A 22,109-nucleotide genomic window follows, 5' to 3' on the forward strand; every position below is an offset into this window, starting at 1 on the left:
AGGATTAACCGGCTCTTCGGGTTTTAGAGTGCATTGATTTTGTGTTGGATGTTGACGGCGTGGATGAGGCATCGCAAGATGTAGTGGTTGAGGTTGCAGAAGCCGAGGGCGATGCCGCGTAGGAATTCTAGGCGGGCGTTGATGGCTTCGACCGGCCCGTTGGATACTTTGTAGTCGAAGTAGGCGAGGACGTCCTTGCGGCGCTTGTTCATGGTCTGGCCCAGCTGCTCGATCTCAGCGATCCCGGCGTCTTTCATGCCAACAAGCGTGTCAATGAGCATGCTCATGGCTTTCTTGGCTGCTTGCTTGCTGGGATTGTTGTAGCAGCTAATGACTTGTTGGTAGTAGTTCCAGGTCTCTTGTAGCCGCGCGTAGTCGTCGAAGTCAAACAGCTCCTCAAGCCTTCTGCGCTGTTTGTCGGTGAGTAGGTGCTCGGTGGTCAACAGCGTTTTCCGATTGCGGTAGAGCGGGTCTTTGCTCCGGTTACGCCGGCCTTTTGTTTCTCACTGGATCCTGGTATGACACGTGGTGAGCTTGTCATCGGCAAGGCGTACAACGTGGAACGGGTCTATGACTTGGGTGGCTTTTGCAATGACCTCGCCAGCGGCGGTGGCATAGCCTTGGAAGCCGTCCATGCTGATGATTTTGACGTGATCGCGGAACTGCTCGCTTTGATTATTCAGCCATGTTCGCAACGCGTTAGCGCTTGTTGCTGGGACAACGTTAAGAAGCCGGGCGGGGCGGATGACGTTTGCATCCTTGTCGTGGTGGTCGGTCATATCGACGATGATGGTGACGTATCCGTTGCGCGGGCCTGGCCCCCAGAAAGTGGACACGTCGGGGGTTAGTTATGCTGCTTGGGGCAGTTTAGCTGAATTAAGCGCTTCGAAGTCATCGGGGGCTAGAAGGTTGCACCAGGAGTGCCGCCTGCGCGTGTTGTAGCGCATGCACCACCGGAAGATTTCCTGGCGGCAGCTGATTGGACTTTCAAAGAGTTTCCTATCACGCAGTACTTCACGCTTTAAGGTGGCGTTAAAGGATTCTGCTAGGGCTTCTATCCGCACTCGTTCCCACTGCTCCCATGGATTGACGCACACCAAGCTGGGCGCAGTGGTCCCCAAACGCCTGTGAGGTGTACACACTGCCATGATCAGAATGGAAAGTTGCCCCTTTAAGGCTTCCGCGGACCTTTCTGGCATGAGACAAAGCCTCGATAACCAGCGATACCCGCAAGTGATCCGCGAGTGCATGACCGACAAGTTTGCGAGAGTAGACGTCGATGACCGTGGCAAGGTACATGTTCTTGCCACCCTTACACGGCAGGTAGGTGATGTCGCCTACATAGACGTGGTTTGGCCTGTCAGCGGTGAATCTCCGGCCTACTAGATCTGGCATGACTCTGTGGCCAGGCTTGCGCCTGGTAGTGACACATCGGCGCCGCTTGGTAAAGCCTTTGAAGTCCCATGGCTTTCATGATGCGTGCGACTTTCTTGTGATTGGCCGGGGTATACGCCGGGTCTTCCTTGAGGTTTGCAGCGATGCGTTTAGCACCGTAAAGCCCGTGCTCATCAGCGAAGATGGTTGTGATTCTTGCACCAATAAGACCGTCGGAATACATCTTTAACCTGCGCTGTTCACGGGTGTGGACCCATTTATAAAACGAGGAACGATTCAGCTTTAACACCTGGCACATCCGTGTGAGCCGAGTACTCGGTTCGGTGGTCATAGACACACTGGAAGCAGAACTCCCGTGAGTCTGCTTTAAGCAAAATATTTCGCAGCCTTGCGCAGGATATCGCGTTCTTCGCGCAGCTTAGAGACCTCTTTTTCCAACTGGCGGATGCGTCTCACGATTCATTCGCCGTTTGGGCTTTCTCATGCACAGCTTTTATGCGCGCACGCTTTCCGGTGCCGTACTTCTTGACCCATGAATGTAGCCGATGCACGGTTGATACCGAGCTGGGCTGATGCTGCGTTCAGCGAGAGGTCCTCATTGTTCTCATAGAGGGCCACAGCATCGCGTTTGAACTGTTCGGAGTACCTGGACATGGTGGTAGATTACCAATCTTGCCAGCCCGAATGGGCTGGATATCAGGTGTCCACCAAAAAGGGGTCAGGTCCCTCCGCGTCCACAAAGTCCCTAGACTCCTAGTCCAAAAAGTAGCTGGACTCCAAGTCCAAAAACCTCATGGACATAACACCTCAAAGCTAGACGGGCCCTAAAATACGATTTAATCTAGCGCTTCACCGCCCTACATTCCAAGAATTCGGTGTACACAGCACGATGCGGCTCAACTCGTTATCCCGATACGTTTTCCATTTCACTGGTTCTAAAAATTCGACAGCAATAGCGGCCAATAGGAAAATCGACATTGCCACTGCAACATATACGGTGAGAGAGTTTTAGAGCATTTTCCATTGCCTGAACCAGGTCCACCCCGGAAAGTGGACACGTCTTCGATTTTTAAAAGTCGTAGTAGACTAATAAGGGCCCCAACGAGTGCCAGCTCATTGTGACCCTCGGGTCTAAACACCCACATGAAGAATCGCGCTAACGAACTTCACGGTAGCGGTCACAAAGTTGAGGACTCCGCTCATCAAGTTAAGGATTGCAGCTCCTTTGGTGGCGAGGTCTTTTCCGTTGTAACTGGGGTATCGGTTTAACCCCAACAAAGATCTAACCCCAGAGCTTTACGCTGCTGGGGTTAGCTTTATGCGGGGATTACCGCGGATGAACGCGTTAGGAAGCTGCGTCCTCCACGCGCTTCTTCAGGGCGCGGAACTGGTTCCACACTTCCTCGGGCACGCGGGAGCCCAGGAAGTTCAGGTACTCGGCGTTGTCTTGCATATCGCCTTCCCATTCCTTCGGGTCAACGGCGAGTGCGGCGCGAACGTCGTCGACATCGAAGTCAAGGCCTTCCAAGTCGATGTCCTCGGCGCGGGCAGTGCGTCCGACCACCGTGTCCTCGGCCTCTACGTTGCCTTCAATGCGGTCGATGATCCACTTGAGGACGCGGGAGTTCTCGCCGAAGCCCGGCCACAGGAAGCGGCCATCGTCGCCGCGGCGGAACCAGTTAACCAGGAAGACCTCTGGCATGCGGTCGCCGCCCTTTTTACCCATGTCAATCCAGTGCTGCAGGTAGTCACCGGCGTTGTAGCCCATGAACGGCAGCATGGCCATCGGGTCGTGGCGCAGCGCGCCAACTTCGCCCTCTGCGGCTGCGGTCTGGCCGGAGGACAGCAGTGCACCGATCATGGTGCCGTGGTCCCAGTCGAAGGACTGGGTAACCAGCGGAACCGTGGTCTTGCGGCGGCCGCCGAAGAGGATGGCATCAATCTTGACGCCCTTCCAGTCGTCGTATTCCGGCGCGGCGGTGGGGCACTGGGAAATCGGTACGCAGTAGCGGGAGTTCGGGTGGGCGGCCTTGGTGGACGATGCTGGTGTCCAGTCCTCACCGGTCCAGGAGATGAGGTGGTCTGGTGCCTCCTCGGTCATGTCCTCCCACCAGACATCGCCGTCATCGGTAAGCGCGACGTTGGTGAACAAGGTATTGCCCGGCTTCATGGTATCCATGGCGATCGGGTTGGAATCGTAGTTGGTGCCAGGGGCAACGCCGAAGAAACCGTTTTCCGGGTTCACGGCGTAAAGACCGTCCTCGCGCAGGTGCAGCCAGGCGATGTCATCGCCCACGACCTCAGCCTTCCAGCCCGGAATGGTGGGGGTGATCATGGCCAGGTTGGTCTTACCGCACTGGGATGGGAATGCGGCGGCGACGTGGTAGTTCTTGCCCTCTGGGTTCGTCAGCTTCAGGATGAGCATGTGCTCAGCCATCCAGCCTTCTTCCTTGGCCATGACGGACGCGATGCGCAGCGCGTAGCACTTCTTAGCCAAGATAGCGTTGCCGCCGTAGCCGGAACCGTAGGACCAAATCTCCTTGGTCTCTGGGAACTGGGTGATGTACTTATTGTCGTTGCACGGCCAAGCAACGTCCTCTTCGCCTGGCTGTAGCGGGGCGCCGACGGAGTGGAGGGCGTGGACGAAATCGCCGTCCGTACCAATCTTGTCCAGCGCCTCTGCGCCCATGCGGGTCATGATGCGCATGGACAAGACCACATAAGCGGAATCGGTCAGCTGCACGCCGAGCTTGGGCTCTGGATCGCTGATCGGGCCCATGCAGAAAGGAACGACGTACATGGTCCGGCCCTTCATGGATCCACGGAAGGCCTCCGTCATTTCTTCCTTCATGGCCTTTGGCGGCGCCCAGTTATTGGTTGGGCCCGCGTCTTCTTCCTTCGAGGTGCAGATGAAGGTGCGGGATTCCACGCGGGCAACGTCCGCAGGGTTGGACCGCGCCAAGTAGGAATTCGGGCGCTTTTCCTCATTGAGCTTGATGAGGGTGCCTTTTTCTACTAGCTCCGCGGCGAGGCGGTCAGCCTCTTCCTGCGAGCCATCCACAAAAGCCACCTCGTCCGGCTGGAAAAGCTCAACGCTTTCATTAATCCAGTCGATCAGTTTTTGATTGTCTGTAGGCAGCTCTCCAACGAGGCCCTGAATGGTGGCGGTCATTAAAAATTCTCCTCTGGATAGGATGTGAAAATCGGGGCACATCACGGCCCAACTTTGCCTTCCGACTCCAGATTAACCGGCAGAGCCAAAATATTGTTCACATTAAGTGTCATTTTTCCCACCCCGGTTATATCCACCGCCGTGAGCGGACGTTTACCAAGCGCACCACGAACAATTGTGATATTAGGCGTGATATTCTCCACACCATTTCGGGGGTAGACAAGTTGCCCGTTCGCCCGTTCCGCGCCACAAGACACCACCCCCGTCAAAGCCTCCGGTTATCCCCCTCCCCCATACGGCGGGGAAAATACCCGGCGCGGCATATTGCTTGCCATGCCTGGACAGGGAAAAATAGGGCGCGATGAATAGCACGGATAATTCTCAAAACACCCCTGCCGGAGAAATGCCGCCGGGTCGCCCGCCGCAAACGGACTTCAATGCGGTCTTTAATAATGACCTGGACTACCCGCGCCTGGGCAATGTCACCTTCCGCCGCGGCACGCTCACAGATAACCAGCACCAGCTTTTTGAGCAGCGCTGGCCCGAGCTGGGCCGCGTCTTAAGCGATGAGCTTATCGATGTCGATGAGTGGTTCGGCCGCACCGGTGCCAAGACCATCGTGGAAATCGGCTCCGGCACCGGCACCTCCACCGCGGCCATGGCGCCGCTGGAGCAGGACACCAATATCATCGCGGTGGAGCTCTATAAGCCTGGCTTGGCCAAGCTCATGGGGCAGGTGGAGCGCGAGGGCATCGATAATATCCGCATGATCCGTGGCGATGGCGTGGAGGTCATGGTGCGCATGATCGCCCCCGAATCCCTGGACGGCATCCGCGTCTTTTTCCCGGACCCCTGGCCCAAGGCGCGCCACCACAAGCGCCGCATCATCCAATCCGGCACGCTCAATCTCTTTGCCTCCCGGCTGAAGAAGGGCGGCGTCCTGCACGTTGCTACCGACCACGCCGGCTATGCCGAATGGATAGATGAGCTCGTGCACGTCGAGCCCAGCCTGGAGTACAAGGGCTGGCCGTGGCCGGATTGCCCGCAATTGGTGGACCGCCAGATCATCACCAAGTTTGAGGGCAAGGGCCTAGATAAAGAACACGTCATTACTGAATACCTGTGGGAGAAGAAGTAAATGAGCACCTATCTACTGGTGTGGGACGCACCCAATATGGATATGGGGCTCGGCTCCCTGCTCGGCGGGCGCCCCACCGCGGCACACCGCCCGCGTTTTGATGCCATCGGCCGGTGGCTGGTTTACCGCGCGGTGGACGTCGATGCGGATCCGCAGGCCGCGGTCTTTACCAATGTCTCCCCCGGCGGTGCCGATGTGATTCGCCCATGGGTAGAGGCCATCCGCAATGTGGGCTTTGGAGTCTTTGCCAAGCCGAAGATCCACGAAGATGATGACGTGGATCCGGATATGATCGACCACATTGAAAAACTGCGCGATGATCTCGCCGGCGTCGTGGTGGCCTCTGCCGATGGCCAGAACTTTCAGCCCTTGTTAGAAGAGCTCATTGATGAGGGCCTTCCCGTTACCGTCCTGGGTTTCCACGAACACGCCTCCTGGGCCGTGGGCCACCCCGAGATCGAGTTCGTTGACCTAGAAGATATTGACGGCGTCTTCCGCGAGCCGCTGCCGCGCGTCAACCTGGATAACCTGCCTGAAGGTGGTGCATGGCTCCAGCCATTCCGCCCGCTGGCTGCGCTACTGAATAATAGCTAGGAGGCTTACCCCACATGTTTGAAAAATGGGGACGATTTTCCTACGCACACCGCAAGGTCATTCCCATCGTCATCCTCGGTGCCATCCTTGCCCTCTTCGTAGGCTTTGGAACCCAGCTCGAGGAACGCATGAGCCAGGAGGGCTGGGAGGACCCGAATGCGGCATCGACAAGCGCGGCGCAAATCGAACAAGAAACGTTCGGCCGCGATAATTCCGGCGACGTGATTTTGCTCTTTAGCTCGCCCGATGAGAATTTCGATGCCGCCAAGGAGCACTTGGCGCAGCTCAAAGAGGACTACCCAGATCAGATTGACTCTGTCACCAGCTATTTCGATAGTAAGAAACCCAACCTGGTCAACGATGATCACTCGCTGGCCTTTGCCGCTATTGGGCTCAAGGGCGATGATGAACAAACCCTGAAGGATTTCCGCGCCATCGAGGGCGCGCTGACGGATACCTCCGCGCCGGTCAAGGTTGCCGGCGCTACGGCCGTGGCGGACGCCCTCGATGAAGGCATGGCAGAAGATATTGCGCGCGCGGAAAAGGCCGCGCTCCCGCTCGTTGGCCTGCTGCTTCTGGTGGTCTTTGGTTCCGTAGTAGCGGCGTTCATGCCGCTTATCGTCGGTGGCCTATCCATCCTGGGTTCGCTGGGCATTTTGGCCATCCTGGCCGGTTTCCTGCAGGTCAACGTCTTTGCCCAGGCAGTGGTCACGCTGCTGGGGCTGGGCCTGGCCATCGATTACGGCCTATTTATGGTCTCCCGCTTCCGCGAGGAACTGGACAAGGGAAGCTCCACCAAGGATGCCGTGTCCACCACCACCGCCACCGCCGGGCAGACCGTCGTCTTTTCCGCGGCGATGGTCGCCGTCGCGCTCTCCGGGCTCTTCCTCTTCCCCCAGGCCTTCTTGAAGTCCGTTGCCTATGGCTCGATTTCCGCCGTCGGCCTGGCGGCCCTGCTGTCCGTCACCGTCTTGCCGGCCCTGTTTGGCATGCTCGGGCCCAAGATCGACCTGTGGTCGGTGCGCCGCACCTCCCGCACGGCCCGCACCATTCAGGACACCTGGTGGTACAAGCTGCCGCGCTGGGCCATGCGCCGCGCCAAAGGCCTGACCCTGGCCATCTGCGGCCTGCTCATTGCGCTGGCGCTGCCTATCATGAGCATCACCTTCGGCGGTATCAACGAGACCTACCTGCCGCCCAACCATGACACCCGCGTGGCGCAGGATACCTTCAACGACGAGTTCCCAGCCTTCCGCACCGAGCCGGTCAAGCTCGTGGTGGAAGGTGCCACCAATGAGCAGCTTGTCGATGTCGTCATGCAAGTCCGCGGCCTCGACGGCCTTACCGAGCCCATGGGGCCATCCACCGCCACCAAGGACGGGACCACGGTCCTTTCGGCCGGCATTAAGGACCGCGAAGACTACGCACGGATCGTCCACGAACTCGAGGATGTTAAAGCGCCCGAGGGCGTCAACCTTTATGTCGGCGGCACTCCAGCCATGGAGGTGGAATCGCTCGATGCACTCTTCCACAAGCTGCCGTGGATGGCGCTGTACGTCGTCCTCGCCACCTTCATCCTCATGGCATTAGTCTTTGGCTCTTTCGTGCTGCCAATTAAGGCCATTGTCATGACGCTTCTGACCCTGGGTGCCACCCTGGGCATCCTGACGCTCATGTTCGTCATCGGCGTGGGCTCTGGCGCGCTGAACTTCTCGCCCGGCCCGCTCATGAGCCCCATTCTGGTGCTCATCATCGCCATCATCTATGGCCTGTCCACCGATTACGAGGTCTTTTTGGTCTCCCGCATGGTGGAGGCCCGGCGGCGCGGCGATTCCACGGACGAGGCCATCGCCGCAGGCACCGCGCATACCGGCGGCATCATCACGGCGGCAGCCCTGATTATGATCGTGGTGGCGGGCGCCTTCGGCTTCTCCGATATCGTGATGATGAAATACATCGCGTACGGCATGATTTTTGCGCTGCTTATCGATGCCACAATTGTCCGCATGCTCCTCGTCCCCGCCGTCATGCACCTGCTGCGCGAGGATAACTGGTGGGCACCTAGCTGGCTGCACCACATGACCACTAGGCTTTCTGGTGGTACCACCCGCCGTGGGAAGACCATTCCCTTCAGTGAGTTAAAGCGGCGCCTTGAAGGAGATAAATAATTGAAAAATTGGCTGCAAGTTATCGCCTCGCTCATAGTGCTGGCCATCCTCATCTACGTCTTCCGCGATGAGCTGGACTTTTTGAGCGAAGGCTTCTCACGGCTCTCCCACGCCGAACCGGGGCCGATAACCCTCGTGGTCGTTGCCTCCGTCCTCTCCGTCGTGGCGATGGGTGAGGTCATGCGCCTGCTCATCCGCGCCGGCGGCGTGGAGGTGGAGGCCACGGAAACCGCCGCCCTGACCTTTGCATCCAATTCCTGGTCCACCACCATGCCCGCAGGCCCAGCCTTTTCTGCCGTCTTAACCTTCCACGTGCAGCGCACCTGGGGTGCCTCGGTGGTCCTGTGCGGCTGGTTCTTCGTGCTGTCATCGGCCATTTCCACCTTGTGGCTGGTACTCATTGGGCTCGGCGGCGTGCTCTTCCTTAACGCCGATATGGCCCTGTGGTCCCTCATCGGCACGTTGGCGGTAATGCTGGCGCTCTCCGGCGGGCTCTTCTGGCTAAGCAACAACCCCGAAACGCTGGAGCGCTGGGTAAAAAAGCAGCGGCTGGTAAAAGGCTCGAAGCGCGAAGCCCTGCTCGAGCACGTGGAAAGCCTCAAGGAAGTGCACCTCACCCGCCGGCAATTCGCCTGGGCATCGTTCTACTCCTTGGCCAACCGGTTAATCGACATGGTCGCGCTCTGGGGCTGCGTATGGGCCGTAACCGGCCAGATGCCCACGACCGATTCGGCCGATAACACCACCACCATCGCCGGCGTCGCGCTGGCTTATCTCACTGCCAAGCTGGCCGGCTCCGCTCAAGTCACCCCGGCGGGTCTCGGCACAGTGGAAGCAGCGATAATCGCCACGCTCGTGGCCACGGGCATGACCGCGGTCGATGCCACCAGCACGGCGATCATCTACCGCCTTATCTCTTTTGCCTTCATCACCGCTATTGGCTGGGTCATTTATTTCTGGCACTATGCCCGCAAGGGCATTACCTACGCCGCGCTATCCCGTAAAGAAAAAGAAAAGGAAACCGTATGACTTCCACGCGTATCGCACCGCTCATTGACATCATCGCCTTGATGATTTTCGCCATCGCCGCCCGCCTCGCCCACGGTGGCCTGAGCTTTTCCGGCTGGGTCGATGCCTTCTGGCCCTGGGCGGTAGGCGCGCTCATCGGCTGGGCCATCATCCTCGCCACAAAGGTCCAGGGCAAGTGGAAAGAGGGCGTTGTAGTCTGGCTGTCTGCCATCATCGGCGGCATGGCGCTGTGGATCATGGTCAATGGCCGCCTGCCCCACTGGAGCTTCCTCATCGTTGCGACCGTGATGTCCGCCCTGTTCTTCTTTGGCTGGCGGCTATTTGCCCGCAAGTAGCAGATCGTAAAAAGCGACTTACCCTAGAACGCGCATCAGTCAAATCAATTCAGCAAATTTTTGACTTCAAGCCGTCAACCCTACCCCTTATGGGGGTAATCAGCTCGAAATAGCAGTTACAACTAATAGTACGGGAAAAGCTTTTAGTGAATAATTGCCCGTATCCGAGTACAGAACTTCAAAATCGGATACCACTCAATTATCCCCACAAGAAGTTGAAAGGTTCCCGTAGTGAAAGCTGCAACACGTAATTATCTAGCGCTTGTGGCTTCAGGGGTTCTCATGACTGCCGCTTCCCCTGTCGCCGGCGCTATCGATTCCGCCGAATCGGCTCCACCAGTTGAAGAGCATTCAGAACTTCCAGAATCCTCTTTTATTGACGAGGCACTTAAAGGCGCAGGATCCGCTGAAGATTCACAAGAGGCGAAATCAATGGCCGAAGAAGCCTCCAAACTCCCTCCCCTTTCATCAGGGCTCTTGGGCCCAGGTGACCATATCGGAGATCAATACACCGCTTTCTACCACGATCCAGTAGAACTCGACTCCTCGGAGCCTGGACAGCTCTTCCGATCAGAATCTGTGCGCAACCCCAAAAATCCACTTGGCATCAGCAACGTCGGCCCCTATAAGGCAGACCGCATACTCTATTCTTCCACCAACCGTTCTGGAGAAAAGATCCAAGTAAGCGGGATGGTCATTGAGCCTAAAACCGAGTGGGGCGGAGAAGGCCCACGCCCTGTCGTGGCATTTGCACCGGGTACTCAAGGATTAGCGGACCGTTGTGCCGCCTCCCGTAAAATTGCAGACGGGGTTGGAGACTACGAGCAGTTCTATTTCCATCAGTACCTGAAGAAGGGCTATGCCGTAGTACTCACCGACTATGAAGGGCTTGGCACCCCTGGCATGCACACGTACATGGATCGCGCATCCCAAGGCCATACGGTCCTCGACAGTATTCGAGCTGCGCAGCAACTAGAAGGCTGGGACATTAACGAAACCAACCCAGTATTTATCAATGGCTACTCCCAAGGCGGTGGAGCTGCTGCCGCTGCTGCCGAGCTATATGACGACTATGCTCCGGAGCTCAACATCAAGCTTGCGACTATCGGTGCTGCGCCAACAGACCTTACGCTGTTGCCTTCTACCCTCGACGGCTCCTTGTATTTCCTCTTCGAGTCGTATGCCCTTCTAGGGCTAAGCAACTCCTATGGCGAGGATCTGTACTCGCATCTCAATGACCGGGGCGCAAGAAAGCTACAGGATGCGACGAATACTTGTACCATGGGGCTCCTTAAGACCGCCGGCACTACCGTTGAGCGAATCAGCAACGATGGCAGAACCGTGCAAGACTTCATTGACAGTGAGCCTTTCAAATCGATGCTGGCAGAGCAGCATATTGGCTACGCTGCTCCCGCGATTCCAGTCGTCATTACGCATGGCCGCGGTGATGACGTGATTCCGTACTCTACTGCTGAACAGCTCGTAAATGAATGGACTGAGCGCGGCGCCGATGTCACTTTCATCCCAAATAACGCCCACACTCACCCGACCGGCACTATTCCGCACATCATCGAATCAGTAAAAGCTATTGACGCTGCGCTACAGCACGAGGAGGGAAGCCAGTAAATACTGCTCCCTTACGCCATGAAAAGGCTCCGATGGGGTTGCCCGTTAAGTGAAAAAGCTTTCCTTTCCGATCTCGTGGGGTAACCATGAAATAGTTGAACTCGGTCTTTCTTCTCTAGCATGAAACTAGGCGCACTAGCGGCCATAGGTCGCGATCAGGGGCGTGAACACCTGTGAGCAGATAGCAGGGCGCTTTTGTCCGGCAATGCGCCGGCGCATTCGCGTATCAGTATGAGCAACAGAACGCGCTCAAAACGTTAGGGCGTGCACATGCAAACGAGCACTAGGACGTGGCAATCACACGGGGCAAGGAGGTCGCGGGCGCGACTTCCGCGGCAGCACCAAACCTATAACTACTCGTAGTGGATTAATCGTCGCATCCTGTTTTCAAAAACTCATCGCACTTGTTTGCTCACACCGAGAGTTTCATTGGCTAGCGACCTACTGTGGATGCTCTTCGCTATAGCGCAGCAAGGTTTCCGCAACAATCTGGGCTCCAAGTAAAGCTTCGTCACGCAGCTGTGCTTCGGAGTACTCAACGCCTTTGATGATTCGATGCTCAGCGTGGATAACACTCGCAGTCTGCTGGTCTGCACGGAAAACAACCGGCCACAGCGCACGATTATTAAAGTCGCTGATCCAATTAAGATCCGCTGCTTCGGACTGACGAGCCTGGATCATCCCACCAATACCAATGTTCGTGTCCTGATCAACGATGTAGACAGGAACCCCATTGACCTGAGTCAGCAATCCACCAGTCGACAGCTGCGAGCAGCTAAGCCCCTGAGTAGAAAGTGCCTCCCCAATAGATTCGACGGATGCTTCACGCAATGCTGGCTGCTTCTTTCCAAACAATCCCATGGTCTTACTCCGCCCCTTCAAAAAGTTCTTCGATCGTTCCCAGCGCATCGAACCCAACCTGCAGGCTAGCGTCGATTAGCGCATCCAGCTGAAATTGGGACACGCCTTGGGTGAAGTTGAAGTGATTGCGGAATACAATCGTCCGGCGTCCCTCGATGAGGTTAGGAACCACTTTGCCGAAAGCCAGGTTGTCATTCGTCGCATTAATAGCGTTCATTGCCACCAGCTTCTTATCCGACGGGATTGCTCCAAAAGACTCAATGCGAACAGTGAAATACTCACCCTCGGGAACGAAGATGGCAACACCTTGCGGAAATTGGGAGCCCCACTCGCCGTTTTCCTCTCCCGCAGAAATCTGCAACGTATTCAGAGACTTGACGAGCATGGGAGTAGAGAAAGTGGTGATGTCTTTATATGAACTCATTTTGCTCCTACTTTACAAGAGGTTCTCTAAAGGGAGATCCTTATTGATCCAGATTCTTTCCTTAGCACGCTCATTTAAGTCCTCATAGTAGCTTAAGAAATCTCCGATGGACTGCGCTTTTGCATCTGTAACTTCTTTTGCTCCAGCCCATACAATTGGTTGCGTCCATTAGTGTGGTGTATCTGTAACCCGTGGTAAGCCTCGTGCCGGTGCACAATAAGGCGACCATCACGGGTACCTTTCGAATCAACTTCAACCTATCCTCGAAAGGAATATAACCGCGATGGCCGCTAACCCCCATCATATCGATCCCACTGCGTATCTGGAAGAATTGCTCACCCAAGCCTCCCCAGACTTGATGCGCCAGATGCTGACAGACTTCATTAACCAGATACTTTCAGCTCAGGCTGACACGGTCTGCGGCGCTGATTACGCCACGGTATCTCCACAACGGACTAATACCCGCAATGGCTACCGTCACCGCTCCTTAGACACCAGGGTAGGCAGCATTGATGTTGCTATCCCGAAGCTACGTCACGGCGCATTCTTTCCCGACTGGCTCTTAGAAAGGCGCACACGCACCGAAAGAGCCCTGACTACCGTGATAGCCACGTGTTATCTCAAAGGGGTCTCCACTAGACGCATGAATGATTTGGTGGCCACGCTGGGTATTAACAATCTGTCGAAATCACAAGTTTCTGACATGGCCAAAGAACTTGACGAGATGGTCGCTGACTTTAGAGCCCGCCCACTGGATTCAGGACCGTATTACTACTTGTCCTGTGACGCGTTGACCATGAAAGTCCGCGAAGGCGGACGGGTCGTTAAAACCAGTGTGCTTATCGCTACCGGTGTTAACAACGACGGCTACCGTGAACTACTAGGCATGCAGGTCGCAACATCAGAATCCGTGGAATCATGGACCGGATTCTTCCAAGACCTCAAAGCCCGTGGTCTTGGCGAAGTCTATCTCGTCACCAGCGATGCGCACCTAGGAATCCAAGCAGCTGTTGGTCAAGTACTGCCTACTGCAGGTTGGCAACGCTGCCGGACACATTTTGCTAAGAACTTGTCGTCAAAAGTGTCAAAACGCCAGTGGACAACACTATCGGGAATGTTTCACTCCATCTTCCAGCAAACCGACGCGCAAGCTACCTGGGACCAAGCCCGCCAAGTCGTAGATTTCTGCACGCAGCGTTTCCCCGACGCAGCTGACTACCTGGAAGAATCATTAGATGAGATTCTCGCGTTTACAACCACGCCCAAAGCTGTATGGACGAAGGTATGGTCCAATAATCCAACGGAGCGTTTGAACCGTGAAATCAGGCGGCGTACCGACGTTGTAGGAATCTTTCCCAACCGCGCAGCTATCATACGCCTCGTCGGCGCGATACTAGCTGAACAGCATGACGACTGGATTCAGCAGAAACGCTATATGTCACTAGCAAGCTTGGAACACACCCGACGCCTGATAGCTACCAACACCATCCACACCAACGACGAAGACACCATCGAGGCAGCCTCCTAATGAGCCAACATCAACCCCGAGCCGGACCCCAACACCGACCCTGACACTGTCCCCCGATTCACAGATTCAGAAAGGACAGATACACCACTCCACCGGACTTGACCATACAATTTTGTCCGGTTCGGAAAAATCTGCTTTAAGGATCGGATAGTCGCCGGCTAATGTATCGAAAACAATCGAATCAGCGATTTCGTCGTATAAATAAGGTGACCATGTATAGCGTTGGTAGCCTGCCTCATATCCTACGATTGCCGTCTGTTTTAGGGCTTTAACACGGAGGATAAGGGCGATCTCGAAATGAGAAGGACATTGCACTATGAATAATGGAGCTATATCTGTCTTGTTTTTATAGCTGTTTTCTTCAGCTATCCATTTGTTTAGTGCCACCGACAGCTTTATTGCTAATCGGCCAATATCGATTTGTTCGATATCTATCCACATAGATCTTCCATTCCGCACTTCAGAATTTGGGCCTGACCCCGGAAAGTAAACGCATTGTTCTCTTAGACGGCCACACCATCGCGTGTGAACTGTTCCCAGTACGTAGCATGGTCGTAGATTACAATTGTGCCAGCCCGACCGGGCCAGGTATCAGGTAGCCACCAAACAGAGTTCATCTCCGAGGGCAGGAGAGCACGGAATCCACGCCAAACAACGCAGAAATAAACGATGCCAAAGCGTTACGCCAGGTTGACGACAAGGCTTAGCGCCCGGCAGGCGATTTTACTCACCGGTTATTCCTGATGACTATTTTTTGATGCGATTGACCAGTACCGCTCCAACTATGGTGAGCAGTATGAGGATGAGAAACCCGAGGATCGACTTGTTTGCGATACCGACATAACCTGAAATTGCCAGCCCAAATAGTGCAACGACAATCGCATTAGGAGATATTTTATGCCTGTTCATTAGGCCTCCTTCACACTTGATCGTTAAATGGGCCTGACCACCGACAAAACGACTGAATCCGGAAATCCGGCGGCGTACCGACATTGTAGGGCTCTTCCTTAGCCGCAGGTCTGTGATCCGCGCGGTCGGCTCTATTCTAGCCGAACAACATGATGATTGGATCCAGCAAAAGCGCTACATGTCTGTCCTCGATTCAGAAAGAACAGATACACCACTTCTACGGACTTGACCATCCCCGCCACAAACAGAGTATCGAGGATGATTTTTACTCATCCTTTCATCGTGATCCGAACCGGCTAGCACAGCAGGAAGTTGTGTACGGTATTTCCCAGTCAAAGACCGGTTATCACCGTAGAAGAGTGAAAAGGGCTAGTACCACTAGCCCAGACCCACTAACGAGCCAACCTCAACCACGCATCCTGCCGTCTAGCCTCGGAGCCTTAAATCTGTGCGAACGTTCTCAGCTTAGAACGGCAGCTTGAATGGCACGCCTGCTGCGATCTGGTTGTAGGCCCAGTAAATGTAGCCGATGATTTCACCAATCAGGTCGAATGCGCTGGACAAAGCAAACAAGGTTTTCTCCTTCAACTGTCACGAAACTCTTATTTGGGTATCGTAACGCCATAGCACCGCGTTACATCGGTGCAATATTGTGCTTTTTGGGCAGGTCATGCGCAGACTTTGTGGCCAATTGCCGCAGCGCCTGGCGCAGGGCAATGCGCGATTGATTCGGTTGAATCATGGCATCCAAGTAGCCGCGTTCCGCTGCCACGTAGGGTGCCGTCATGGTCTCATCGTAGAAGTCCATGAACATCTTCTTGGTCATCTCGCGCTGCTCTGGGGTCTCGGCGGCCTCGAGCTGCTTGCCCGCAATCATCACGACTGCTGCGGCCGCACCCATGACGGCGATCTGCGCGGTAGGCCACGCCAAGTTAATATCGCCGCTCAAGTTCTTCGACCCCATGACGGCATAGGCGCCGCCGTAGGCCTTGCGCACGATGAGCGAGACCTTCGGCACGGTCGCTTCCACGACGGCGAAGGCGAATTTCGCACCGCGGTGAATCAGACCCACCTTCTCCTGCTCCACGCCCGGTAGGTAGCCCGGCGTATCGACGACGAAGACGAGCGGGACATTGTAGGCATCGCAGATGCGAATGAAGCGCGCGCCCTTATCGGCGGCATCGGCATCGATGCAGCCGGCCAAGTGCATGGGGTTATTGGCCACAAAGCCCACCGTTTTGCCGTCGATGCGGCCAAAGGCGGTGATCATATTCGGCGCGAAGTTTTCTTGGATTTCGATGAGCTCATCGTCATCGCCAAGCTGGGTGAGCAATTCCATCATGTCGTAGCCGGCGTTGGTGTCATCCGGCATGAAGGAATTCAGATCCTCGTCCTCGGTGATTTCGGCATCAGAAGGCGCGGGAAAGGTCGGCGACTCATCAAAGCAGGTCAGCGGCAGGTGATCCAAAATATCGCGCACCATGTCAAAGGCGTCTTCCTCAGAATCCACCACGGCGGAGACGTTGCCGTTGAGCTCCTGCTGGCGGGCGCCGCCCAACTCAGCGGAGGTGACGTCTTCACCGGTAACCTCACGGATGACATTGGGGCCGGTGACATACATTTCCGCTTCCTCATCCACGGCGATGACAAAGTCAGTGGTCACCGGCGCGTAGACCGCGCCGCCGGCGGATTTACCCATCATGATGGAAATCTGCGGGCTGCGGCCTGATAGCGGCAGCTGGCGGCGGGCGATTTCGGAGTACATCGCCAGCGAGGTCACGGCGTCTTGAATGCGGGCACCACCGGAATCTTGGATACCGATGACCGGGCAGCCAATCTTGATGGCCATATCCATGATCTCAGTGACCTTCTTACCAAAAGTCACACCCACGGAGCCGCCGTAGACCGTCTTATCGTGGGCATAGATGCACACGGGCCGGCCGGATACGCGGCCATAGCCCGTGACCACGCCATCGGAATAGATGGCCTCCGGGTCACCCGGGGTCTTGCCCAAGGAGCCGGTTTCGACGAAGGAACCTTCATCCAAGAGCTCGTTGATGCGCTGGCGAGGGGTGGTACGGCCTGCCTCGTCGCGGCGTGTGCGGGAACGCTCGCTGCCTGGATCTTGCGCCTCTTCTAGGCGCTTACGCAGGTCAGCGAGCTTCTCAGCGGTTGTTTGCTTGGCCGCCACGTATCTTCTCCTCGATCCAATCGTTCATATGCTTGCCCACGGTGCCAATGGCTGGCTCGTCCGGCACTGCCAAGTGATCGCCGGGCAGCTGCACAATATCTAGATCCTTAACGATAACGCCCCAGCCGCCATCCGGATCAACCTCAGCGTAGCGCGGCTCCAGCTCGATCGCACCGTCATGCATCCGCTCGGAGCGGAAAAGCAGCACGGGGACGCTGACATCGGCCCAGCGGTGGAAATCGATCTTGGCCAGAATCTGGTTATCCACGAAGGACGCCCGCTGGTGCTCCAAGACGCCGGCGGATAGGCCGTGTTCGGAGGCATCCGTCGTGGCCAAGAATTCCGCCAGCATGGTCATCAGGGCATCCTCGCCCATGGTTTCCAGCATCTCGTACGGAGGCTCGAAGTCCAGGCCATAGGTCTTCTTGGCAAAGGCGGCGTAGCGCTCCCACCGGGCGCGGGTTTCTTCCGGCGTATCCGGTGCCGGGTGGGAAGGCTGCGTGGTATCGAGCAAAGCGATGAACGCGACCTCGGCGCTCTCCTCCCCGCGCTTGCTGCGCTCTGCCAGCTGGTAGGCCACCTCATAGGCCAAGGCGCCGCCAAAGGACCAGCCGCCCAGGACGACCTTGCGGCCGCGCGCATAGCGAACGATGTCCTCGATATAGGCGGCGGCTCGCTCTTCTAAGGAGCCTTCAATCCTTTCCACGCCGTAGACGGCGACATCCGCTGGCAGCCGACGGGTCAGCGGCTGGTAAACCACCGTGGTTCCACCGGCCGGGTGGAACATGAATACGGCTGGCCCATCGGCCTCGCGCAGGACGCGAATATTTCCCTCCACCTCGGTCTCAAGGCCCTCACGGACCAGATCAGCCAAGGTTTCCAGCGCCTCAGCGTCGAGGACCTGCTGCGCGGTGACGTCGATGTGGGCGCGCTCGCGCAAGCGCTTGGCAATCTGCGCGGCCACCTCCTCAGAGATTTCCGGAAGCGGCGAGGTCACGCCCGCCGGGGCCTTGCCGGTAATGCTTGCCCATGTGCCAAAGACCATGCGCTCAGAGGCATCGCGCGGGGCGACGCCCACGCCCTGCTCCGAGTCTTGGGTGGTGTCGTCTGCTGCGGACGCGGGCTCTGTAGCTGTCGGTGCAACGTCGGCGCTAGCGTCACTGTTATCTATGCGGCCGCCGGCAACGGCCTCCTCGACCATGGTGATGACGTCTGCTAAGGAGGCATCGCGAAGCGCCTGCACCTGCAGCGGTGGAATCTGGAAGTCATTTTCCACGCGGTTTTTAATGCGCATGCCCATCAGGGAATCGAGGCCCAAGTCAATCAGCGGCAGCTCGCGCGGCAGATCCGAGACGTCATAGCCCATGGATTCGGACACGATAAGCGCCAGGCGGTCCTCGACGGTCTCTTGGCGCGGATCCCAGCGCACCGCGTCTACATCCGCGTCATCGGCAGTCGGCTCCGGGGCGGCGCTGCCCTCTGGCACCGCTGCAACCCCAGGGATCGCACCCGCGCCCAAGTCCAGGCCGGAGGCAAAACCTTCCGCCAAGAGCTCCGTCCTGGTGTCCTGCACGCTATAGACGGCGATGGACATGCCGCCGATGGACGTGGTGACCACGGTGGTAATTTCCCCGTATGGCGGGAGATCGCGGTGTTCCTCCGCGGCCACGATGTGTGCCCCAGGCTGCACCGCTTCTGCGGCGGCCTCCACGATGGCCAGCGCGGACGGTGCCTGATCCGCGTTGGTGGAAAAGGCCACCTTGCCCTCCGGCAGGTTCACGCGGGTACCGGGCAGGCCGGATACCCCGGCCGAAGGCCGCGCGTTGGTCCAGAAGCGCTGGCGGTTGAACTGGGTATACGGCGCTTCTGCCTGCGCGCCCGAGCCCACTACGGCGGCAAAATTCACCGGGGTTCCGGTTACGTAGAGCTTGCTCAATAGATCCAACAAGGACTCGGTGGGATCCACCTTGCGCTTTAGGCTATACAGCAATTGCGCATCGGCCTTGCCCACGGCAAACGCGGTAGACATAAGCCCCATGAGCGCCACCGGGTTCGGCGAAATCTCCACCAGCTGGGTGTGGCCTGCGGCAAAGGCCTGTTCCGTAGCGTCCTGCAGATATACCGGGTAACGGGTCATGCGCAGCCAGTAATCCTCATCGTGGACGGTGGTGCCGGGGCGGTAGACCTCGCCCTTATCCACGGAGGAAAAGAGCGTTGTGTGCAGCGGGTGGGCCTCCATGCCGGCGATGGCAGCTTCGAGCTCGCCCAAGATCGGATCAACGGCGGAGGTATGCCCCGCCGCCTTCACGTTGAGCGCGCGGGCGAATTTTCCTTCCCCATCGAGTTTTTCCACCAGGTCCAGTACCGCCTGGCGCGGCCCGCCCACGGTGGTCATGCCGGGGCCGGTATAGACGGCTGGTTCGATGGATGCATCGAGGGCGGCGATGTGTTCGGCGGACAGTTCAACTACTGCCATGGCGCCTTGGTCGGCCTCGCTTAGCGATGCCTCTCCCTCACCCATCAAGCGCGCGCGGTGGCAGGCGATGGTCATCGCATCCTGCGCGGAAATGCCGCCCGCGGCGTAGGCCGCGGCGATTTCGCCCATGGACATGCCCATAACGCCCGCCGGGCGCACGCCAAAGGAAGCCAATAGATCCGTTAGCGCGATCTGGATGGCGGTGATGGCAACCTGCGCGGTTTCCGTGTCATAGGTTTGAGAATCGTCCTCAACGATGTCCAGGATCGACCAGCCAGATTCGAAATCAACGACCTCGTCGAGTTCTTTCAGCCGCGCGCTAAACAGCGGCGAGAGGGCGATCATGTCCTTTGCCATCTTGCGGTGTTGGGAACCAAAACCGGAGTATACGAAGACCGGCCCCTGTACCTGCGGGGAATCCGCCGCGGCGATGCCTACAGACACCTTGCCCTCGGCCACCTGGCGCAGGCGCTTAATGGCCTCTTCAATGGAGCTGGCCATGACGACGGCGCGCGAGCGCGCGTGGTTGCGGCGCGCGACCGTGCGCGCTACATCGGCCAAGTCTGGTTGTTCTGCCTCTAAGAAATCCGCGAGCAGTCCCGCCGCACGCGCGCGGCGGGAGGGCAAGAGGCCGGAGACCGGCAGCGCCACCGTGTCGGTGGATAGCTGCGGCTCGCTGGTACGCGGGGTGCCCTGGTAATCCGTCAAGACGACGTGGGCATTCGTGCCGCCAAAGCCAAAGCCCGATACGCCGGCCACCTTTTTCCCGGAGTATTCCGGCCACTCGCGCGGGTCTTCAACGACCTCGAGGCGCTCGGCCACGAAATCGATATAGCGGTTCGGGCCAGCGTAATTGATATTCGCGGGGATAATATCGTGCCGCATGGCCTCGATGACCTTGATGAGGCCCACGACGCCCGCGGCGGATTCGGAGTGGCCGATATTGGTCTTGGCAGAGCCCAAGAGCACGGGGGATTCGATGCCGCGCCCAGCGCCCAGCACGCGACCGAGCGCGCTGGCCTCGATGGGATCGCCCAAGATGGTGCCCGTACCGTGGGCCTCCACATAATCTACGTCCTCGGGCGCCACGCCCGCATCCGCGTAGGCGCGGCGCAGCACGTCTTCTTGCGCTTCTGGATTGGGTGCGGTCAGGCCATTCGAGTGGCCATCAGAATTGACGGCAGAGCCCTTGAGGACGGCTAGGATTTCATCACCATCGGCCTCCGCGTCCTCTAGGCGCTTGAGCACCAGCACGCCGGCGGCATCGGCACGCACGATGCCATCGGCGTCATCGGAAAAAGCATGAATGGCGCTGGTAGGAGAGGTGACACCCAATTCCGAAAAGGCGGTGGAGGCGTGCGGAGCGGCCAAGATATTCACGCCACCTGCCAGCGCTACATCAGCGGCGCCGGTGCGCAGATCCTTGATGGCATGGTCGACCGCAATCAAGGAAGACGAGCAGGCCGTGTCCACATTGATGGACGGGCCGCGGAAATCCAGGGCATAGGAAATGCGGTTGGCAACGATTGCCGAGGAATTACCCGTAAGCGCATAAGGGTGCATCTCCGTGGGATCGGCCGTAATCAGCATGCCGTAATCATTATTGGTCGAGCCCATGTACACGCCCGTGTGCGTGCCGCGCAGCTCATTGGCAGGAAGACCAGCGTTCTCCAGCGCGTGCCATACCAACTCGAGCAGGATGCGCTGCTGCGGATCCATGTTCGCGGCCTCCAACGGCGATAGGCCGAAGAACTCCGCATCAAAGGATGCAACATCGTCGATATAACCGCCATCGGTATTTTGCTGCGCGATCTTCTCGCTCATTACCGGATCGGCGCTGTATTCAGACCACCGCCCCACCGGCAGCGGACCAGTACCCGCGCGCGATTCCGCGAGCATGGTCCAAAATTCCGGCACGTCTTTGGCGCCTGGGAAACGGCCGGACAAGCCGATAACCGCAATATCAGTACCCTGCGCAGCGCGAGTCGAGCGCTGCACGCGCGGGGCATCGTCGCGCTGCCCCGCGGGCTCAGTAAGCAGGCGATTGGCTAGGAGCTCAATCGTGGGGTACTCATACGCCACCGTGGCATCGAGCCGCGTGCCTAAGAGATTTTCTAATTCACCCGATAGCACTACGGCATCTCGTGAGGAAAGACCATAATTTTCCAGTGGGGTGGAATCTAAAATCTCTGTGGCGGCAACGCCCGTGGCCTGGGATACCCAGTCACGCAGCCATGCACGAAGTTGCTCGATGGTCATAAAC

Annotated in this window: 14 protein-coding genes and 3 pseudogenes; 8 read left to right on the top strand and 9 right to left on the bottom strand. The window is 57.6% G+C overall.

Translation table 11 applies throughout. From position 1 onward, the window contains the following. Positions 1-23: 23 nt before the first annotated feature. The 3 genes and pseudogenes from HMPREF1267_RS13445 to HMPREF1267_RS11920 form a co-directional block, all read right to left on the bottom strand. A pseudogene (locus HMPREF1267_RS13445) lies at positions 24-779 on the bottom strand (ISL3 family transposase). A 69-nt stretch (positions 780-848) separates the two neighbouring features. Next, a pseudogene (locus HMPREF1267_RS13065) lies at positions 849-2,049 on the bottom strand (IS3 family transposase). Positions 2,050-2,740: 691 nt separating this feature from the next. Beyond that, a complete protein-coding gene (locus HMPREF1267_RS11920) occupies positions 2,741-4,567 on the bottom strand; it encodes a phosphoenolpyruvate carboxykinase (GTP) (protein ID WP_023029444.1) in 1,827 nt (608 codons plus the stop codon). A 361-nt stretch (positions 4,568-4,928) separates the two neighbouring features. On the opposite strand from HMPREF1267_RS11920, the gene trmB reads away from it, so the two are divergent. From trmB to HMPREF1267_RS11950, 6 genes are all read left to right on the top strand, one after another. Next, on the top strand, positions 4,929-5,705 hold the full coding sequence (gene trmB / locus HMPREF1267_RS11925) for a tRNA (guanosine(46)-N7)-methyltransferase TrmB (RefSeq protein WP_023029445.1): 777 nt from the start codon (positions 4,929-4,931) through the stop codon (positions 5,703-5,705). Continuing rightward, positions 5,706-6,299, top strand: a complete 594-nt coding sequence (locus tag HMPREF1267_RS11930) for an NYN domain-containing protein (protein ID WP_005285198.1) — start codon at positions 5,706-5,708, stop codon at positions 6,297-6,299. A gap of 14 nt (positions 6,300-6,313) precedes the next feature. Next, a complete protein-coding gene (locus tag HMPREF1267_RS11935; RefSeq protein ID WP_023029446.1) occupies positions 6,314-8,467 on the top strand; it encodes an MMPL family transporter in 2,154 nt (717 codons plus the stop codon). Next, entirely contained in the window at positions 8,468-9,496 is a 1,029-nt protein-coding gene (locus tag HMPREF1267_RS11940) for a YbhN family protein (protein ID WP_023029447.1), read from the top strand. Further along, on the top strand, positions 9,493-9,831 hold the full coding sequence (locus tag HMPREF1267_RS11945) for a DUF3054 domain-containing protein (protein WP_005279751.1): 339 nt from the start codon (positions 9,493-9,495) through the stop codon (positions 9,829-9,831). Before HMPREF1267_RS11940 ends, HMPREF1267_RS11945 begins: the two co-directional genes overlap by 4 nt. A gap of 282 nt (positions 9,832-10,113) precedes the next feature. Then, entirely contained in the window at positions 10,114-11,457 is a 1,344-nt protein-coding gene (locus HMPREF1267_RS11950; RefSeq protein ID WP_023018119.1) for a lipase family protein, read from the top strand. Positions 11,458-11,898: 441 nt separating this feature from the next. On the opposite strand, the gene HMPREF1267_RS11955 is transcribed toward HMPREF1267_RS11950, so the two are convergent. Both HMPREF1267_RS11955 and HMPREF1267_RS11960 read right to left on the bottom strand, forming a co-directional pair. Further along, the gene (locus tag HMPREF1267_RS11955; RefSeq protein WP_005279748.1) at positions 11,899-12,318 is read right to left on the bottom strand and encodes a hypothetical protein; all 420 of its coding nucleotides are present in this window, start codon (positions 12,316-12,318) and stop codon (positions 11,899-11,901) included. 4 nt (positions 12,319-12,322) lie between these two features. Continuing rightward, positions 12,323-12,742 carry a hypothetical protein gene (locus HMPREF1267_RS11960; RefSeq protein WP_023018120.1) on the bottom strand — a complete coding sequence of 140 codons (420 nt, stop codon included), beginning with the start codon at positions 12,740-12,742 and terminating at the stop codon, positions 12,323-12,325. 283 nt (positions 12,743-13,025) lie between these two features. On the opposite strand from HMPREF1267_RS11960, the gene HMPREF1267_RS11965 reads away from it, so the two are divergent. Continuing rightward, positions 13,026-14,270, top strand: a complete 1,245-nt coding sequence (locus HMPREF1267_RS11965; RefSeq protein ID WP_023028115.1) for an IS256 family transposase — start codon at positions 13,026-13,028, stop codon at positions 14,268-14,270. A 66-nt stretch (positions 14,271-14,336) separates the two neighbouring features. On the opposite strand, the gene HMPREF1267_RS11970 is transcribed toward HMPREF1267_RS11965, so the two are convergent. Together HMPREF1267_RS11970 and HMPREF1267_RS13220 are read right to left on the bottom strand one after the other, a co-directional pair. Next, positions 14,337-14,711, bottom strand: coding sequence for a hypothetical protein (locus tag HMPREF1267_RS11970; protein ID WP_232215153.1), 375 nt, complete (start codon positions 14,709-14,711; stop codon positions 14,337-14,339). A 306-nt stretch (positions 14,712-15,017) separates the two neighbouring features. After that, the gene (locus HMPREF1267_RS13220; RefSeq protein WP_198012015.1) at positions 15,018-15,263 is read right to left on the bottom strand and encodes a hypothetical protein; all 246 of its coding nucleotides are present in this window, start codon (positions 15,261-15,263) and stop codon (positions 15,018-15,020) included. On the opposite strand from HMPREF1267_RS13220, the pseudogene HMPREF1267_RS13070 reads away from it, so the two are divergent. Continuing rightward, a pseudogene (locus HMPREF1267_RS13070) lies at positions 15,220-15,408 on the top strand (transposase); the annotation flags it as partial. The gene HMPREF1267_RS13220 and the pseudogene HMPREF1267_RS13070 overlap by 44 nt on opposite strands. A gap of 405 nt (positions 15,409-15,813) precedes the next feature. On the opposite strand, the gene HMPREF1267_RS11975 reads toward HMPREF1267_RS13070, so the two are convergent. Together HMPREF1267_RS11975 and HMPREF1267_RS11980 are read right to left on the bottom strand one after the other, a co-directional pair. Further along, a complete protein-coding gene (locus HMPREF1267_RS11975) occupies positions 15,814-17,370 on the bottom strand; it encodes an acyl-CoA carboxylase subunit beta (protein ID WP_005285213.1) in 1,557 nt (518 codons plus the stop codon). Next, the gene (locus tag HMPREF1267_RS11980) at positions 17,345-22,105 is read right to left on the bottom strand and encodes a type I polyketide synthase (protein ID WP_023029449.1); all 4,761 of its coding nucleotides are present in this window, start codon (positions 22,103-22,105) and stop codon (positions 17,345-17,347) included. Before HMPREF1267_RS11980 ends, HMPREF1267_RS11975 begins: the two co-directional genes overlap by 26 nt. Positions 22,106-22,109 lie beyond the last annotated feature (4 nt).

This window comes from Corynebacterium sp. KPL1824 (assembly GCF_000478095.1).
In the GTDB taxonomy this organism is placed as follows: domain Bacteria; phylum Actinomycetota; class Actinomycetes; order Mycobacteriales; family Mycobacteriaceae; genus Corynebacterium; species Corynebacterium accolens.

What these genes read in the sequence shown, in the direction of transcription:
- HMPREF1267_RS11935 (WP_023029446.1), top strand. Translation starts at nt 6,314, where the DNA reads ATGTTTGAAAAATGGGGACGATTTTCCTACGCACACCGCAAGGTCATT.
- HMPREF1267_RS11970 (WP_232215153.1), bottom strand. Translation starts at nt 14,711, where the DNA reads ATGTGGATAGATATCGAACAAATCGATATTGGCCGATTAGCAATAAAG.
- HMPREF1267_RS11945 (WP_005279751.1), top strand. Translation starts at nt 9,493, where the DNA reads ATGACTTCCACGCGTATCGCACCGCTCATTGACATCATCGCCTTGATG.
- HMPREF1267_RS11965 (WP_023028115.1), top strand. Translation starts at nt 13,026, where the DNA reads ATGGCCGCTAACCCCCATCATATCGATCCCACTGCGTATCTGGAAGAA.
- HMPREF1267_RS11950 (WP_023018119.1), top strand. Translation starts at nt 10,114, where the DNA reads ATGACTGCCGCTTCCCCTGTCGCCGGCGCTATCGATTCCGCCGAATCG.
- HMPREF1267_RS11930 (WP_005285198.1), top strand. Translation starts at nt 5,706, where the DNA reads ATGAGCACCTATCTACTGGTGTGGGACGCACCCAATATGGATATGGGG.
- HMPREF1267_RS11955 (WP_005279748.1), bottom strand. Translation starts at nt 12,318, where the DNA reads ATGGGATTGTTTGGAAAGAAGCAGCCAGCATTGCGTGAAGCATCCGTC.
- trmB (WP_023029445.1), top strand. Translation starts at nt 4,929, where the DNA reads ATGAATAGCACGGATAATTCTCAAAACACCCCTGCCGGAGAAATGCCG.
- HMPREF1267_RS11980 (WP_023029449.1), bottom strand. Translation starts at nt 22,105, where the DNA reads ATGACCATCGAGCAACTTCGTGCATGGCTGCGTGACTGGGTATCCCAG.
- HMPREF1267_RS11920 (WP_023029444.1), bottom strand. Translation starts at nt 4,567, where the DNA reads ATGACCGCCACCATTCAGGGCCTCGTTGGAGAGCTGCCTACAGACAAT.
- HMPREF1267_RS11960 (WP_023018120.1), bottom strand. Translation starts at nt 12,742, where the DNA reads ATGAGTTCATATAAAGACATCACCACTTTCTCTACTCCCATGCTCGTC.
- HMPREF1267_RS13220 (WP_198012015.1), bottom strand. Translation starts at nt 15,263, where the DNA reads ATGTCGGTACGCCGCCGGATTTCCGGATTCAGTCGTTTTGTCGGTGGT.